Here is a 16040-nt window from a genome sequence, read left to right as displayed (position 1 = left end):
CGGAGGCTCAGGCTTTTTTTGGGGCGGCCTGCGAAAGCGTTTGCGAGGGGATCAGCGGACGCAGCGGTTTCACGCGCTCGATGCCGACGGGCTCGGGCGGCATGGCGCCCCAGTCTTGTTCGCCTGTACCGTCGTTGCCTGCGGGCGAGTGATTCGATCCGTTGCCGGCGGGTCGCGATGAAGGAGCCGGCGCAGGTGCAACAGCCGAAGGCGCACTGGCCGCTTCCGGCTTGCGACGGTGCAGCAGCACGGCCTCGGCCACGCGTTGCACGTGATCGGTCGTGATGGCTACCGCGCCGTCCCATGCAGCCAGCGCCCGCGCCGACCGCAGCATCACGAGGTCGGCACGCAATCCATCGACGCCCGCTTCGATGCACAGCGCACCGACGGCTTCATGCACCGCATCACCATAAGGCAACGCCGACGCATCAGCTACAACGGCTCGCGCACGAACCAGCGCGGCCGCGAGTTCAGCTTCGGCCTGCGCATGTGTCGCACGAAAGCCCTGCGGGTCAACGTCGAACGCAAGCCGCGCACGCACGATAGCCTGCCGTTCGGCCGCGTCTTCGATGTTGCGCAGATGCACGCACAGACCAAAGCGGTCGAGCAGTTGCGGCCGCAGCGTGCCCTCTTCCGGGTTCATGGTGCCGACCAGCACGAAGCGCGCGACATGCCGGTGCGAGATGCCGTCGCGCTCGACCACGTTCACGCCGCTGGCTGCCGCATCGAGCAGCGAGTCGATCAGCGCATCGGGCAGCAGGTTGATTTCGTCCACATAGAGCACGCCGCCATGTGCGCGCGCCAGCAGGCCGGGCGCGAACTTGAGTTCATGGCCCGCCAATGCATGGCCCAGATCGAGCGTGCCCACGAGGCTTTCGAGGCTGGCGCCCAGCGGCAGCGTGACGAAAGGCGCGCCGGGCAGCAGCTCGGCCAGTGCGCGTGCCGCCGTGGTCTTGGCGGTGCCGCGCGGCCCTTCGATCAGCACACCGCCCAGGCCGGGATCGACCGCCGCGAGCAGCAGCGCCTGGCGCAACTGCGGCTGGCCAGCGATCGCGGCGAAGGGGAAAGGCAGCGGCATGGGCGCGGCGGTGGTCATCGGGTCGTTCCTTCCATCTGCTGCTCGTGGTCGAGCAACAGGTTTTCAAGCTGTTCTTTGTACGTGCCGGGCGACTGCCACAGGCCGCGCTGCATGGCTTCGAGCAGGCGGCTGAGCATGTCGTGCAGCGCGCGCGGATTGTGCGCGTTCACGAAGTCGCGGGTGCCGGCATCGAGCACGTAGGCATCGGCCACCATCGCGTACTGGTGGTCGCCGACCACGCGAGCGGTGGCGTCGAAACCGAAGAGGTAATCGACAGTCGCCGCCATCTCGAAGGCGCCCTTGTAGCCGTGGCGCTTGACGCCGTCGATCCACTTCGGATTGACCACGCGCGAGCGGATCACGCGGCTGATTTCTTCCTTCAGCGTGCGCACGCGCGGCGCCTGCGGATTGCCGTGGTCACCGTGGTACATCGCGGGCTGCTGGCCGCTCAGATGGCGCACGGCGGCGGCCATGCCGCCCTGGAACTGGTAGTAGTCGTTGGAGTCGAGCAGGTCGTGCTCGCGGCTGTCCTGGTTCTGCATGACGACGTTCATGCTGCGCAGGCGTCGCACCAGTGCGTCGGCGGCCGGCACACCGTCGCTGCCCTGCCCGTAGGCATGGGCGCTGCCGCCGACGTAGGCCTTGGAGAGGTCGTCGTCGGTCTGCCAGTCGCCGTGGTCGAACAGCGGCTGCAGGCCCGAGCCGTAGCTGCCCGGTGCCGAGCCGAACACGCGCCAGCCGGCCTGCAGGCGCGCGGCCTCGGGTGTCTGGCCTTGCGCTTCGAGCGCAGCGGCTTCGCGCAGGATGCGCGCGCGGATCGGGTTGCGCTCGGCATCTTCGTCTTCCTGCGCCGCAACAGCCTGCACGGCCGCGTCGAACATCTGCACCGCGTTGGGAAAGGCATCGCGAAAGAAGCCCGAGATGCGCAGCGTGACGTCGATACGCGGGCGCCCGAGCCCGACGGTCGGCAGCACCTCGAAATCGACCACGCGCTGGCTGCCCGGCGCCCACTTGGGCCGCACGCCGATCAGCGCGAAGGCCTGCGCCAGATCGTCGCCGCCGGTGCGCATGGTGGCCGTGCCCCAGACCGACAGGCCCATCGCCACCGGGTAGTCGCCGTGCTCCTGCATGTGGCGTTCGACCAGTTGCGCGGCGGACTTGAGGCCGAGCATCCAGGCCGTGGGCGTGGGGATGGCACGGGTATCGACCGCGTAGAAATTGCGGCCGGTCGGCAGCACGTCGGGACGGCCGCGCGAAGGCGATCCGCTCGGGCCGGGTGGGACGAAGCGGCCTTGCAAGGCGCGGGAGAGTTGCAACAGCTCTTGCGCGCCGCAGGCATCGAGCGCGGGTGCGAGGGTCTGTTCAATGCGTGCCATGACTGCAGCGGTCTGCGGCATGTCGGCGGGAATGCCCTCTTCGAGCAGACGTTGCGCCAGCAGCTCCAGTCGTTCACGCGTATCGCCCTGATGCCGCCACGGATCGGCGCTGACCGATTGCAGCAGCGCGGGACGCGCGCCCTGCCACGGCTTGGCTGCGTCGATGTCGAGCGGGTCGAAGCTGTCACCCGGCAGCAGGTCACGCGCCAGCGCGCCCAGCAACCCGGCATTCGCGCTCACGCCATCCGCTGCCGGATAGCGCGCGAGCGCCAGCAACGTGTCGCGCCTCAACCGCTCTTGCGGCGAGGCGCCGAACACATGCAACCCATCGCGGATCTGCGTTTCCTTCAGCTCGCACAGGTAGGCATCGACGCGCGCCAGCACGGCGTCGTCTTCGGCACCGGGCATGTCGAGTTCATCGACCAGATGCTGCGCCCGCACGGCTGCGAGGATCTGCGCGCGCAGCACCTTGGCGCGCCGCGCATCGACCAGCAGCGCGTCGTAGTACTCGTCGACCTGGCGTTCCAGGTCCTGCATCGGGCCGTGGTTCTCGGCGCGCGTGAGCGGCGGCATCAGGTGATCGACGATCACCGCCTGCGTGCGGCGCTTGGCCTGCGCGCCCTCGCCCGGGTCGTTGACGATGAAGGGGTAGACGTTGGGCAGCGGCCCGAGGATCGCATCGGGCCAGCAGGTCTGCGAAAGCGCAATGCTCTTGCCTGGCAGCCATTCGAGGTTGCCGTGCTTGCCCACATGCACCACCGCGTCGATGGCGAAGGCATCGCGCAGCCAGAAGTAGAAGGCCAGGTAGCTGTGCGGCGGCACCAGCTCGGCGTCGTGGTAGCTCGCATAGTCGGCGGCACCGAGCGTGCCCAGCGCGCGTGCCGGCTGGATGCCGACGAACACGCGGCCCAGCCGCAGCCCGGCGATCATGAAGCGGCCCTGCCTGACCATCGGGTCTTGCTCGGGCGTGCCCCAGCGCGCGTCGATGGCGGCGGCCATGCCCTCGGGCAGGGTCGCAAGGCGTGCACGGTAATCGGCCAGCGCGTAGCTTTGCCACGCAGGGCGCGCGGCCCACTGCGCCGGATCGTTGGCGATGCCCTCCTGAAGCCTCTGCATCAACGCATCGCCGTCGGGCGGCAATGTATCGGTCTCGCCGAGCGCATAACCTTCGGCCCGCATGGCCTGCAGGATCGCGATGACCGAGGCCGGCGTGTCGAGCCCCACGCCGCTGCCGATGCGCCCTTCGCTGCCGGGGTAGTTGGCCAGGATGAGCGCGATGCGCTTGTCGGCCACAGCAAGGCCGCGAAGGCGACACCAGCGCCGCGCCAGTTCGGCCACGAAGGCGATGCGGTCGGGCTCGGGCTGGTAGTTCACCACTTCGGTCTGCGTGAGTTCGCAGCGGTGCGACAGGCCCTTGAAGCTCACAGCGCGCGTGATGATGCGGCCGTCCATCTCGGGCAAGGCGATCTGCATGGCGATGTCGCGCGGGCGCAGGCCCTGGCTGTCGGCCAGCCAGTCTTCGCGGTTGCCGCCGCTCACGATCACCTGCAGCACCGGCGCGTCGCCAGCCAATGCAATGGCTTCGCCTTCGTCGTTCTGCGCGCCCTGCCCCAGTGCCGCGAAGGCGGTGGTGTTGAGCACGAGCTGCACATCGTGCTCGCTGCACAGGCCGCGGAATGCGGATATGCACAGCGGATCTTTCAGTGAATCGAGCGCAACGGGCAGCGGGTTCAGGCCTTCGGCGCTCAGCGCGGCCGCGAGCGCATCGAAGGCCACGGTGTTGCCCGACAGCAGATGCGAGCGATAGAACACCAGCGCCACCACCGGCGCGCCCGCATGCCAACCGGCACGCAGGTCGTCGATGCCGGCCACCGAATGGGCCGCGTCGATGATGCCGCGCGGCACATGCAGCGCTACCTGCGGCAGGCTGCGCGGCGGCAACGGTGCTTCGCCGTGCCCGAGGCCGTGGAAGGCTACCGCGCGCAAAAACTGCATCGCATTGCCCGCGCCGCCGCTGCGCATGTACTGCCAGAGCTGGCGGCTTACCTCGCGGGGCGCGGTGCCGCGCGCGAGCAGGTCTTCGTCTTCCTGCAGGTCGCCCGAGAACATCGCGAGCTGCTGGCCCTTGCGCCTGGCCAGCTTCTCCAGCTGCTGCAGGCCATAGGCCCACGCCGACTCGGCACCCAGGTGATCGACGACCACCACGCGCGCATGCTGCAGCACCTCGTCGACATACAGGTCGAGCGAGGCCGGCTGGCGCAGGTGCATGAGGTTGGCCAGCCGCAGCGATGGATAGCCGGGGTCGATGGACGCCAGCGCGGTGCGCGCGGCGGCGAGCAGCGCGAGCGTGGTGTCGGCCGAGCTGAGCACCACGATGTCGCCCGGCGTCTGGTCGAGCCGGGTGACGACGCTGTCGTCTTCGACGAAGCGTCCGGGCTGGGTGCTCAGCAGGTGCATGCGGTCAGGCCATCAGGCGGGAACGGCGGCCACGCTTTCCAGTGCCTTGCGCAGCGCGCCTTCATCGAGGTCTTCGCCGATGAACACCAGGCGCGTGCGCTGCGCTTCGCCATCGCGCCAGCGGCGGTCGAAGTGGTGGTCGAAGCGGCGGCCCACGCCCTGCACCAGAAGGCGCATCGGCTTGCCGGGAATGGCGACGAAGCCCTTCACGCGGTAGATGGTGTGCTGCTCGACCAGCTTGCCGAGCACGGCCAGAAGGCTGTCGCGGTCCACCGCAGGCAGTTCGATCACGAGCGAGTCGAACTCGTCGTGGTCGTGGTCTTCCTCGTGGTCGTGGTGGCTTTCGCGCAGGTGGATGGTGGCTTCGGCCGCACGGCCCTGGCCCAACAGCAGCGCCAGCGGCAGCTTGCCTTCGGTGGCGGCGACGATCTTCACTTCGGGCGGCAGCTCTTCGCGCACGAGGGCTTCGACACGGATGCGCGCGGCGTCGTCCATCAGGTCGGTCTTGTTGAGCACCACGAGGTCGGCGGCCGAGAGCTGGTCTTCGAACAGCTCGTGCAGCGGCGATTCATGGTCGAGGTTGAGGTCGGCGCGGCGAGCCTCGTCGACGGCCTCAGGGTTCGCGGCGAACTGCCCCGCATCGGCGGCGGGACCATCGACCACGGTGACCACCGAATCGACGGTGAAGATGTTGGCGATGTCCGGCCACTGGAAGGCCTGCACCAGCGGCTTGGGCAGCGCCAGGCCCGAGGTTTCGATGATCACGGCGTCGATGTCGCCGCGTCGCTCGGCCAGTTGCAGCATCACGGGCAAGAATTCTTCCTGCACGGTGCAGCAGACGCAGCCGTTGGCCAGTTCGTACAGCGCGCCTTCGCGCTCGTTGCCTTCATCGTCGCAGCCGATGCCGCAGCCACGAAGAATCTCGCCGTCGATGCCGAGTTCGCCGAACTCGTTGACGATCACCGCGATGCGGCGGCCTTCGGCGTTGCCGAGGATGTGGCGCAGCAGCGTGGTCTTGCCGCTGCCGAGGAAGCCCGTGACGATGGTGACGGGGATCTTGGCGTTGCTTGGGGTCATGAAATGGATTCTTTCAGGCGCCGATGGCCATGGAATGGGTAACGCGGAGACGGGCGCTCGACGGCACCCGCGATCCGCACGAGCGGCATCGGCCCGGAGCCGACGAAGCGGAGATGGAGCGCCGGGCTTCCGGCACCGGCAATGGATGCGGCACGCCCCGGGTCGCCCCCGGGAGTGCGTGCCGCTGAATCCGGATCAGATGCTGCTGTACAGGCGGCGCTCGACGAACGCCGTGCCCTGCAAACGACGCCAGGCCTTGGCCGCAGCCAGCACGCCCAGGTCGACCAGCGGCTCGACCAGCACGACGGTCATGTAGGCAGCGCCGAAACTGGCGATCTGGCCGATGTTCTCGAGGCCGGTGCCGCGACCGTAGAGCGCCCAGAAGCCGACCCAGACCACGATGCCGCCCTGGTAGGCCACCGACAGCTTGAAAGCCTGCTGGTAGCTGAGGTCCACGTAGGCCACGTTCTTCGGAATGATGCGCCGTGCCAGCGCGGCCGTCGCGAACAGGGGCACCAGCAAGGTGGTGACGTTCATGCCGTACTGCGGCAAATCCTGCGGCTCGAAGAACAGGCCCTGGATGAGCAAGCCGCCCGCCAGGCCGATGGCCGCGGGCGCGAGCCCGAACACCAGCAGCAGCGTGGTGCCGAGGATCAGGTGCACCTCGGACACGCCCACGGGGTGATGCGGCAACACCTCGAAGAAGCAGAACACCAGCGCCACGGCAATGGCCGAGCGCAGCACCAGGGCGGCGGGGCCGTCCTTCATGAGCGTGTCGAACGCCACCTTGCCTGTGTAGGCCAGCGCGGCGGCTGCCGTCGCATAGCTGAGGAAAATCTTGGATCCGTCGACGAGACCTGGTTCGATGTGCATCGAGCACCTCCTGAATTGCACCGAAATGCGAAAGTTGATTGTTAGTTGATGGGCTTGCTCGCGCAAGCCCCGCCATGAACGCCGGGGCGCGCGCCGCGCTCCCGCAACGAGGGTTTGCGCCGCAACCGGCGCCAGCCGATCACCACGCCGCTGGCCGAAGCCACCGTGCCGATGATCGACAGCAGCCACACCACGATGTCCCAGGCCGGCCGGTACTGGATGAGCCAGGGAAAGTCGAGGCTGTGCGCCGCATTGAAGAGCCAGCGGCGCAGGCGCGAATTGCTGTCGTTGCTGCCGGCCACCTGGCCGCTGGAAGGGTCGATGTAGATCCAGCTGCGCGCGGCGTCGTCGAATTCGAGGCGCCACACGGGCAGCACGCGCTCGCGGTGGTGGCCGTACCAGTGGAAGTCTTCGCGCGTCTGCAGCGTCGCCTGCGTCACGGTGGCGCCGGGGCGCAGGCGGGCGGCGGCACGCACGATGTCGTCGCGGCCGATGGTGGCCGGGGCGCCCGTTGCGGCATCGACCACGCGCACGCGCGCCTGTGCATCGCGCAGTTGCAGCAGCGGCCGGCCATCGAACCACATCGGCAATGCCTCGCGCGGTGCGGCGGCGCCCTCGCCCGCCGGCAACGCGGCCGGCGGCCAGGGAAATGGCGACGACCCTGCGCCGGTGTAGCGCGCCATCGCTGCCGCATCGCCCGGACCGCGCTGGAACCAGCCGTTGGGGTTCATCGACAGCCAGCCGCTGATGATCCACGTGAGCACGAAGAAACCGCCGATCAGCCCGGCGATGTGGTGCCAGGCCATCCACCCCTTGTACGGCGTGACCGCGCCGTTGCGGAAACGCCGGCGCAGCCGAACCCGCAGGATGCCGATGACGATGCCCGTCACCGCCGAGACGATGCACGCCGCCGACAGCCACACGACCACCTCGTGCCACAGCGGCGGGTCGGCGCGCAGCGGGGTGAAGTAGATCCAGTGCGGCACCGAGCCCAGCCAGTTCCAGAAGCGCTCCGAACGCGTGGTGTCGCGCACCACCTCGCCGTTGCGCGAGGACACGTACAGCTCGGTGCCGGCTGCGTCGCCGACTTCGATGCGATGCAAGGGGCGCAGCGGATTCAGGCCTTGCGGCACGGTCCACTGGTCGCGCTCCAGCGTCTCGGCCCAATGCGCGCCGGGCTGGCCCGAAAAGCCGCGCGCAATGGCCTCCGCCTGCGCCGCATCGACCGGGCCGAGCGCATGGCCGTCGCGTGCCGAGATGGTGTGGCGACCACCGCGTGCGTCGGTGATGCGCCAGACGGGTTCCGGCGCGCTGCCGCCCTGCACTTCGAGCACCATGCGGCGCGGCGGTTGTGTGCGCGCGGCCGGTGGCAGTGCTTCCAGCGCGGCGGATGGCGGCACCACCGCCTGCTCGAAGTGCAACGGCCCGAGGCCGGCCAGCCGCTCTTCGTCGGTGAGCGTGGGGTAGCCCACGTACATCATCACCACGCCCGAGACGAACCACATGACGAACAGCAGGCAGCCGCCGATGCCCAGCCACCGGTGCGTCCAGTAGAGCCAGTGGCGAAGGCGGGGCCAGGCGCGGCGCCATGCGGAAGTCATGGTCGTGCTCAGAAGTTGACCAGCGCCGACAGCTCGAACGAGCGCGGCCGGCCCAGCAGCCACTGGTTGCCGCCGTTCGAGAACGACACCGGGTACTTGCGATCGGTCAGGTTGTAGCCGCGCAGCGCCAGCTTTGTCGACGGGTTGACCTGCCAGCTCACGCCGGCGTCGGCCACCGTGTAGGCGCCGATCTTGCGCGAGTTGGCCGTGTCGACCTGCCGCGAACCCACGTAGCGCACGCCGAAATCGGCCTCCCACTGCGGCAGGAAGCGCCAGTTGAGCCAGAGGTTCGCCGTCGCTTCAGGCACGCCGGACGGCGTGTTGCCCGCGCGCGAAACCAGCGACTTGCCGACCACCTCGTTGAAGTCGTCATACCGCGCGCGCAGCCGGGCGACGTTGGCTTCGAGCCGCAACGTCGAGCTCAGCGCCAGGTCGAGCGTGGCCTCGATGCCTTCGGACGACTGCTTGCCGATCTGCTGGGTCTTGCTCGGGTCGCTGGCGTCGCGCGACAGCAGCTTGGTCTTCTCGATGCGGTAGGCGGCCACGGTCCAGGCGCCACGGCCATCGGCCAGCTGGCGCTTGTAGCCCACCTCGACCTGCCGGCCGGTGCTCAGGTCGAACGGCACCTGCGTGGCCGAGGTGCTGATCAGCGAGGTCAGTGGGTCGGCCGCGCGCGCCACCTGGGCATAGAACGACTGCGAGGCATCGGGTGCGTACACCACGCCGAGGCGGCCGGTGGCGTACTCGAAGGTCTTGTCCAGCCGGCTGGACAGATTCTGCTGGTCGACGCGCGAAACCTTGGCGTGGTCCCAGCGCAGGCTGCCGACCACCGACCACTGCTCGTTGAAGGCCAGCTTGTCTTCGGTGAAGAAGGCGTAGGTGTTGGTCTTGGTCTTGTAGCGCGGCAGGTAGGCCACGGGCGAGGCGTAGTAGCCGGGCTGGAACACGAAGGGGTTGACCACCGAACGGCCGCCATAGGGCGAGTCGCTCGAATTCAGGAAGTCGATGCGGTTCATGTCGAAGCCCACCAGCACCTGGTTGGCCATGCCGAACAGCGAATGCCGGAAGGTGGCGTCGGTGCGGTTGCCGATCTGCTCCTGGTCGTGGCCGATTTCCAGGTAGTCGCCGCGCAAGACCTGGCGGGTGGTGGCGTTGAAGGAGTAGGTCTCGCTGTTGCGCCAGTGGCGCTTGCTCTCCAGCCGGTAGAGCTGGTTGCGCACGGTGACCGCATCGTTCGGCGTCCACTGGGCGTCGAGCCGGGTCCACTTGTCGCGGTACTTCAGCTCCGCGTCGTCCGGGTTGTAGTTCTGGCGCAGCGTCTGGTCGTTCAGGCGCCCGTCGATCAGCGGCACGCCGTAGTAGCGCTGCGGCGACTGCCGGCCCTCGTCGTGCGACAGCGTGAACTGCAGCTGCGGCGACACATCCAGCCGCACGGCCGCGCCCACGGCCAGGCTCTCAGCCTCGCCGCGCGCCATGAAGCCGTTGGTCTTGCGATGGCTGATGTCGAAGCGGTACGACAGCTTGTCGTTGATCGCACCGCCGCTGCCGAAGGCAACCTGGCGCGTGGCGTCGGAGCCGTACGTCACGAGCGCTTCGTTCTGGATCGGGCCGCGCGTGGGCTTCTTGGGCACGACGTTAATCGCACCGCCGATGGCGCCTTCGCCGAACATCACCGAGGCCGCGCCGCGCAGCACCTCGATGCGGTCGACCGACCAGGTGTCGAACGGAAAGGTGACGGTGCCCGCACCCGCATACAGGCGCGTGCCGTCGAACAGCTGCATCACCGAGCCGTGGCCCGAAAAGCCGCGCGCCGCCATCGACGTGCCGCCGTTGCCGGGCGCGGGCGAGCCGGTGATGCCGGTGGCGCGGGTGGCGGCGTCGATCACCGAGACGTCGCCGCGCGCGCGGATGGTGTCGCCGCTCAGCACCTCGATGCTGGCCGGCGTTTCGAGCGGCGTGAGCCCCAGGCGGCTGCCGGTGTGCGCGGGCTCGTCGATGGCCAGCGGCGTGTGCCGGCTGGCCTCGACCTGTACCGGCGCCAGGCTGTTGCTGCCCGTGCCCGTCGTTTCTCCTGCCGTCTCCGCGAAGGCGACGACGGGCCCGAAAGCCAACCCCAGCCCCAGTGAAAGCCCCGAAAGGCCCGAAAGACGCGCCCATTGCCGTGGCGCGCCCGTGCGATCGCGCGCTGGCGATGCCTGATCCATTTGAATTCCCCTCCTCCGACCTGCGTCCCCGCAGGTTCCTGACCGATCGAGGACGTGGGAAGAGATGCGAACGGGCGGTGCCGGTGCACGCGAAGGCGGCGCAACGGCAGGCCCGGACACGCACTCCCGCAGCGTCCGAAGGCGGTTGCAAAGGCCGGTATCCGGGCTTGCGGAGCGCCCCGATGCGCAGAATGCGCACCGGAGCCGAAACCCTCGCCTTCCCACGCCGAAGCGCAGTGGCTGCCCATGCCGAAAAAGGCATGGGCCCGAGGGTTTCCAGATCCGCCGACCGTTGCGGGGGCAGCGCAGGAATGACCGCGTCAGCGACGACGCGGCGCACCTGCTTCCCGTTTAACCCCAAGGCCAATGGATGGCATGCGGGGCACCTTCGAACCGTGGTTTCCGGTGTGAGTAATAAAAATTAACACACCAAAACCGCGGGATTATAGGGAGCGGCCCGTTGCCGGCGCTCCCGGCACGCGACTCAGGCGGGGTTCAGCCCCGGTTCAGCGAGGCCTGCCGTCGGGTCCGAACAGCCGCCGCAACGCCGCAACACCCGCCACCAGCGCGTTCGAATAAGTGGCATAGGGCTCGTGGGCGGCTTCCAGCGGCACGTAGACGTGGGTGGTCTCGCCCGGCGTGTCGTCCACCGCTTCCATCAGCACCCAATAGAACTCGCCGGCCTCCAGTTCGTGGACGGTGAGTGCGATGTTTCGGGCGGAAGACATGGGGCAATGCAGGTGGTGTCACCGTTGAATGGACGAAGAACACGCGCGGTTGACAGCTTTCGGGCTTCTCCTACAGCGCATCCGCGCCGCGCGACCTAATGTTGTAGCCAGGGACCCTCATGGACTCCAGGAGGCCGCATGAAGCAATTCATTCTTGAGACCCACATGCGATCGAGCGTCGGTGGCGCCTTCTATCCGACCGGCTATTCGATGGTGATGTTCCCCAGTGCGGAAGACGCGAACCGCATCGGCCACCGCCTGATCGAAAAAGGCATGAGCGGCGACGAGGTCTATCTGCTGCCCGCCGAGACGGTCCTGGCCGAGATCGCGCCGACCGTGAAGACCGTCGAAGACCCCCTGCCGTCCCCCGGCACCGACGCCGCGACGGTACGCGCCTTCGCCCGGCTGGCGCGCAGCGGCCACACCGGCCTGCTGGTCAAAACGCGGGACGGCGCCACGGCCGAGCGGCTGATGGAACTGGTGCGAACCGTGCCCTATTCGATCGCCCAGCGCTACCGCATGCTGGTCATCGAAGACCTCTGAACCCGGGCGGTGGCCCGGCTTGGTCAGGCCACCGACACCGGCATGGCCATCGACACGGCCCGCTGCACCACGTCGCGGGCCATCGCCTGGGCCAGTTCATGCTCGCCGAGGAAGACGGTGACGGAGGTTTCCTGCGTGAGCAGCTGGGCCTCTTGTTCGTTGTGGCTGCGGATGACGGTCTGGATGGTCGGGTTGAGCGTGCGCGCCGTCTCGATCATCTGGCGCACGTTCATGGTGTCGGGCGTGGCGACCACGAGCACACGGGCCCGCGCGACGTGCGCCTGGATCAGCACCGCCGGATCGGCCGCATCGCCCCACACGGCCGGAATGCCGGCCTCGCGCAATTTTTCGACCAGCTCGCGGTTCTGCTCGGCCACCACGTAGGGAATGTCGTGCGCCTCGAGTTCGGCCGCGATGCGGCGCCCCACCCGGCCGTAGCCGACCAGCACCACCTGCCGCGAGAGGTACTTGGCCTCGGTGGTCATGGGCAGTTCGGCGAGCGGGTCGTCGCGCGATTCGAGCCCGCGCGCAAACGCCGAATGGGCATGCAGCCATTTCTGCAGCGGCGCGATCAGGCTGAACCACAACGGGTTGGTGGCAATGGAAATCAGCGCCCCCGCCAACACGAGGCTCTGGCCTTCGACCGGCAGCAGGCCCAGCGACACGCCCAGCCCTGCAAGGATGAAAGAGAACTCCCCGATCTGCGCCAGGCTGGCGCTCACCGTGAGCGCGGTGGCCAGGGGGTAGCGGAACACCAGCACCAGCGCGCAGGCCGCGAGCGATTTGCCCACCACGATCACCAGCACCACCGCCAGCACCTGCAGCGGCCGCTCGATCAGCACCGAGGGGTCGAACAGCATGCCGACCGACACGAAGAACAGCACGGCGAAAGCGTCGCGCAGCGGCAGCGATTCCTGTGCCGCGCGGTGGCTGAATTGCGACTCGCGCATCACCATGCCGGCAAAGAACGCACCGAGCGCGAACGACACGCCGAACAGCGCCGCCGAAGCGAAGGCGATGCTCACGGCCGCAGCCACCACGCACAGCGTGAACAGCTCGCGCGAGCCGGTGCGCGTGACCTGCCAAAGAATCCAGGGGAACACCCGCCGCCCCACTACCAGCATCAGCGCGACGAAGCCGCCGACCTGCAGCAGCGTGAGCCCGAGCGTCTGCCACAACGGCGTTGCCACCTCGCCGGGCTGGGCACCGTGGCCGCCCAGCGTACTCGCCAGCGGCGGCATCAGCACGAGCACCAGCACCATGGCCAGGTCTTCGACCACGAGCCAGCCGATGGCGATGCGCCCGGTGAACGAATCGAGAATGCCCAGGCTTTCGAGCGCCCGCAGCAGCACGACCGTGCTGGCCACCGAGAGCGCCAGCCCGAACACCAGCGCCGCGCCGGGGCTCCAGCCCCACCACATCGCCAGGCCACCGCCGAGCAGGGTGGCCACGGCAATCTGCGCCAACGCGCCGGGCAGCGCGATCTTGCGTACTGCCAGCAGATCGTCGAGAGAAAAATGAAGCCCGACGCCGAACATCAGCAGCATCACGCCGATTTCGGCGAGCTGCGCGGCGATCTCCGCGTCGGCCACGAAGCCCGGCGTGAAGGGCCCGATGATCACGCCCGCCAACAGGTAGCCCACCAGTGCCGGCAACCTCAGCTTGGCAGCGAGAAAGCCGAACACCAGCGCCAGCCCGAGGCCGGCGGCAATCGTGTTGATGAGGGAAACGCTGTGGGGCATCGCTCCATTTTGCAGGAACGACGCCTACCCCTTCGTGTCAACCGGCCATCTTGTTGGCGCGCGCGCCCTCGAGCACCTCGGGCTCTTGGGCCTCGACCCAGGTCTCGTTGTTGAGCCCGGCATGCAGCCGCTTCTCGTCCAGCTCGTTGGTCCACTTGGCGACCACGATGGTGGCCACGCCGTTGCCGATCAGGTTGGTCAGCGCGCGCGCTTCGGACATGAAGCGGTCGATGCCCAGGATGAGCGCCAGCCCCGCCACCGGCACATGCCCCACGGCCGACAGCGTGGCCGCCAGCACGATGAAGCCGCTGCCCGTGACGCCCGCCGCCCCCTTCGAGGTCAGCAGCAGCACGGCCAGCAGCGTGATCTCCTGCACCAGCGTCATGTGGGTGTTGGTCGCCTGCGCGATGAACACCGCCGCCATCGTCAGGTAGATGGACGTGCCGTCGAGGTTGAACGAGTAGCCCGTCGGGATCACCAGGCCCACGCAGGTCTTGTTGGCGCCCAGGTTCTCCATCTTTTCCATCATGCGCGGCAGCACCGATTCGCTGGACGACGTGCCCAGCACGATCAGCAGCTCTTCCTTGATGTACTTGATGAACTTCCAGATGCTGAAGCCGTGAAAGCGCGCGATGAGCCCCAGCACCACGAAGATGAACAGCAGGCAGGTCAGGTAGAAGGTGCCCATCAGCTTGCCCAGCGAGAACAGGCTGCCCAGGCCGTACTTGCCGATGGTGAACGCCATCGCGCCGAAGGCACCGATGGGCGCCAGCTTCATGATGTAGTTGACGATGCCGAAGAGCACGTGCGAGCCCTTCTCGATCACGTCGAACACCAGCGTGCCGCGCCCGCCGAAGCGGTGCAGCGCAAAGCCGAACAGCACCGCGATCAGCAGCACCTGCAGGATCTCGCCCTTGGCGAAGGCGTCGACCAGCGTGTTCGGAATGATGTTCAGGAGAAAGTCGACCGTGCCGGTCATCTTGCCCGGGCCGGTGTACGAGGCGATCGACTTGGTGTCCAGCGTGGCCGGGTCGACGTTCATGCCCGCGCCGGGCTGCAGCACGTTGACCAGCACCAGCCCGACCACCAGCGCGATGCTGCTGACCACCTCGAAGTACAGCAGCGCAAGACCACCGGTCTTGCCCACCTTCTTCATGTCCTCCATGCCGGCGATGCCGACCACCACCGTGCAGAAGATGATCGGCGCGATGATCATCTTGATGAGCTTGATGAAGCCGTCGCCCAGTGGCTTCATGGCTTCCCCGACCGAGGGATAGAAGTGGCCGAGCAGCACGCCGATGATCACCGCGGTGATCACCTGCACGTAGAGCGACCGGTACAGAGGGAGCTTTCTGGCGGATGTACTTGTTGTGTTTTCCATGGTGCCTCCGGAGAGTTGAAACTGTAGGACCCGTGCTGGCGGCTTTCTATCCGTAGAACCCGCATCGATGAAATGAAAAAACCCGCCGAGGCGGGTTTTTTCATCAGGTGCAGGTCAGCATGCTCAGTGCATGTGGAGGCCGCCGTTGACCGAGAAGTCGGCCCCCGTGCTGTAGCCGCCTTCGTCCGTTGCCAGCCACGAGATGATGGAGGCGATTTCGCTCGGCTCGCCCAGGCGCTTGACCGGGATCGTGGCCACGATCTTGTCGAGCACTTCCTGGCGGATGGCCTTGACCATGTCGGTGCCGATGTAGCCCGGGCTCACGGTGTTGACCGTGACGCCCTTGCTGGCCAGCTCCTGCGCCAGCGCCATCGTGAAGCCGTGCATGCCGGCCTTGGCCGCCGAGTAGTTGGTCTGGCCCGCCTGGCCCTTGGCGCCGTTGACCGAGCTGATGTTGATGATGCGGCCCCAGCCCTTTTCAACCATGTCGCCCACCACCTGCTTGGTGACGTTGAACATGCTGTTCAGGTTGGTCTCGATCACCGCGCTCCAGTCTTCGGGCGTCATCTTGAGGAACATGCGGTCGCGCGTGATGCCCGCGTTGTTGACCAGCACGTCGATGGGGCCATGCGCCGCCTTGGCAGCGGAGAAGGCCTCGACGGTGGATTGCCAGTCGCCGACATTGCCGACGGAGGCGTGGAACTCGAAGCCTTCGGCTTTCTGTTCGGCGAGCCACTTGGCGTGGTCGCGCGTAGGACCGCAACCGGCGATCACGGTAAACCCGTCCTTGTGCAGACGTTGGCAGATGGCTGTTCCGATGCCACCCATGCCCCCGGTGACATATGCAACTTTCTTGCTCATGAAATTTCCTTGATGTGTACGTAGCAAAAGCCTGAACGGCCGCCTTCACTCTAGCCATTTTCACGCCATCGAACTCTGAGGAAAACACTGAGCCAAGCTTGCAACCAGCTGTCACCAAA

At 67.6% G+C, this 16040-nt stretch carries 11 protein-coding genes and 1 riboswitch; of the genes, 1 reads left to right on the top strand and 10 read right to left on the bottom strand.

The window, feature by feature from the left end; genetic code table 11:
• Nucleotides 1–7: 7 nt before the first annotated feature.
• The 7 genes from ACGLHS_RS04735 to ACGLHS_RS04705 all read right to left on the bottom strand — a co-directional run bounded on the left by ACGLHS_RS04735 (nucleotide 8) and on the right by ACGLHS_RS04705 (nucleotide 11394).
• The gene (locus tag ACGLHS_RS04735) at nucleotides 8–1096 is read right to left on the bottom strand and encodes an ATP-binding protein (RefSeq protein ID WP_394477324.1); all 1089 of its coding nucleotides are present in this window, start codon (nucleotides 1094–1096) and stop codon (nucleotides 8–10) included.
• A complete protein-coding gene (gene cobN / locus ACGLHS_RS04730; protein ID WP_394477322.1) occupies nucleotides 1093–4911 on the bottom strand; it encodes a cobaltochelatase subunit CobN in 3819 nt (1272 codons plus the stop codon). The genes ACGLHS_RS04735 and cobN overlap by 4 nt, the downstream gene beginning before the upstream one ends.
• 12 nt (nucleotides 4912–4923) lie before the next feature.
• Entirely contained in the window at nucleotides 4924–5988 is a 1065-nt protein-coding gene (cobW, locus tag ACGLHS_RS04725; protein WP_394477320.1) for a cobalamin biosynthesis protein CobW, read from the bottom strand.
• Nucleotides 5989–6183: 195 nt separating this feature from the next.
• The gene (locus ACGLHS_RS04720; protein ID WP_093237433.1) at nucleotides 6184–6861 is read right to left on the bottom strand and encodes an energy-coupling factor ABC transporter permease; all 678 of its coding nucleotides are present in this window, start codon (nucleotides 6859–6861) and stop codon (nucleotides 6184–6186) included.
• A gap of 41 nt (nucleotides 6862–6902) precedes the next feature.
• Nucleotides 6903–8462 carry a PepSY domain-containing protein gene (locus tag ACGLHS_RS04715; protein WP_394477317.1) on the bottom strand — a complete coding sequence of 520 codons (1560 nt, stop codon included), beginning with the start codon at nucleotides 8460–8462 and terminating at the stop codon, nucleotides 6903–6905.
• 8 nt (nucleotides 8463–8470) lie between these two features.
• Nucleotides 8471–10666, bottom strand: coding sequence for a TonB-dependent receptor (locus ACGLHS_RS04710; protein ID WP_394477315.1), 2196 nt, complete (start codon nucleotides 10664–10666; stop codon nucleotides 8471–8473).
• A 134-nt stretch (nucleotides 10667–10800) separates the two neighbouring features.
• Nucleotides 10801–11071, bottom strand: a riboswitch (cobalamin riboswitch).
• A 101-nt stretch (nucleotides 11072–11172) separates the two neighbouring features.
• Nucleotides 11173–11394, bottom strand: a complete 222-nt coding sequence (locus ACGLHS_RS04705; protein ID WP_093237430.1) for a hypothetical protein — start codon at nucleotides 11392–11394, stop codon at nucleotides 11173–11175.
• Nucleotides 11395–11532: 138 nt separating this feature from the next.
• On the opposite strand from ACGLHS_RS04705, the gene ACGLHS_RS04700 reads away from it, so the two are divergent.
• Nucleotides 11533–11937: a hypothetical protein gene (locus ACGLHS_RS04700; RefSeq protein ID WP_093237429.1), complete on the top strand. Its 405-nt coding sequence runs from the start codon at nucleotides 11533–11535 to the stop codon at nucleotides 11935–11937.
• Nucleotides 11938–11960: 23 nt separating this feature from the next.
• Here ACGLHS_RS04700 and ybaL read toward each other — a convergent pair whose 3' ends face one another.
• The 3 genes from ybaL to phbB all read right to left on the bottom strand — a co-directional run bounded on the left by ybaL (nucleotide 11961) and on the right by phbB (nucleotide 15921).
• Nucleotides 11961–13679, bottom strand: a complete 1719-nt coding sequence (ybaL, locus tag ACGLHS_RS04695) for a YbaL family putative K(+) efflux transporter (protein ID WP_093237428.1) — start codon at nucleotides 13677–13679, stop codon at nucleotides 11961–11963.
• 37 nt (nucleotides 13680–13716) lie between these two features.
• A complete protein-coding gene (locus tag ACGLHS_RS04690; protein ID WP_093237427.1) occupies nucleotides 13717–15060 on the bottom strand; it encodes a dicarboxylate/amino acid:cation symporter in 1344 nt (447 codons plus the stop codon).
• Between the two features lie 123 nt (nucleotides 15061–15183).
• Nucleotides 15184–15921 carry an acetoacetyl-CoA reductase gene (gene phbB, locus ACGLHS_RS04685; protein WP_093237426.1) on the bottom strand — a complete coding sequence of 246 codons (738 nt, stop codon included), beginning with the start codon at nucleotides 15919–15921 and terminating at the stop codon, nucleotides 15184–15186.
• Between the last annotated feature and the right edge of the window lie 119 nt (nucleotides 15922–16040).

The organism is Variovorax sp. VaC1 (genome assembly GCF_043658315.1).
GTDB lineage: Bacteria > Pseudomonadota > Gammaproteobacteria > Burkholderiales > Burkholderiaceae_C > Variovorax.
The sequence above is the reverse complement of the archived record's forward strand: the minus strand, read 5'-3'. Positions and strand labels throughout refer to the sequence as shown.

Excerpts from the sequence above, each read along its gene's own strand:
- ACGLHS_RS04735 (WP_394477324.1), bottom strand. The coding sequence starts at position 1,096 with ATGACCACCGCCGCGCCCATGCCGCTGCCTTTCCCCTTCGCCGCGATC.
- ACGLHS_RS04700 (WP_093237429.1), top strand. The coding sequence starts at position 11,533 with ATGAAGCAATTCATTCTTGAGACCCACATGCGATCGAGCGTCGGTGGC.
- cobN (WP_394477322.1), bottom strand. The coding sequence starts at position 4,911 with ATGCACCTGCTGAGCACCCAGCCCGGACGCTTCGTCGAAGACGACAGC.
- phbB (WP_093237426.1), bottom strand. The coding sequence starts at position 15,921 with ATGAGCAAGAAAGTTGCATATGTCACCGGGGGCATGGGTGGCATCGGA.
- ACGLHS_RS04705 (WP_093237430.1), bottom strand. The coding sequence starts at position 11,394 with ATGTCTTCCGCCCGAAACATCGCACTCACCGTCCACGAACTGGAGGCC.
- ACGLHS_RS04715 (WP_394477317.1), bottom strand. The coding sequence starts at position 8,462 with ATGACTTCCGCATGGCGCCGCGCCTGGCCCCGCCTTCGCCACTGGCTC.
- ACGLHS_RS04720 (WP_093237433.1), bottom strand. The coding sequence starts at position 6,861 with ATGCACATCGAACCAGGTCTCGTCGACGGATCCAAGATTTTCCTCAGC.
- cobW (WP_394477320.1), bottom strand. The coding sequence starts at position 5,988 with ATGACCCCAAGCAACGCCAAGATCCCCGTCACCATCGTCACGGGCTTC.
- ACGLHS_RS04710 (WP_394477315.1), bottom strand. The coding sequence starts at position 10,666 with ATGGATCAGGCATCGCCAGCGCGCGATCGCACGGGCGCGCCACGGCAA.
- ACGLHS_RS04690 (WP_093237427.1), bottom strand. The coding sequence starts at position 15,060 with ATGGAAAACACAACAAGTACATCCGCCAGAAAGCTCCCTCTGTACCGG.
- ybaL (WP_093237428.1), bottom strand. The coding sequence starts at position 13,679 with ATGCCCCACAGCGTTTCCCTCATCAACACGATTGCCGCCGGCCTCGGG.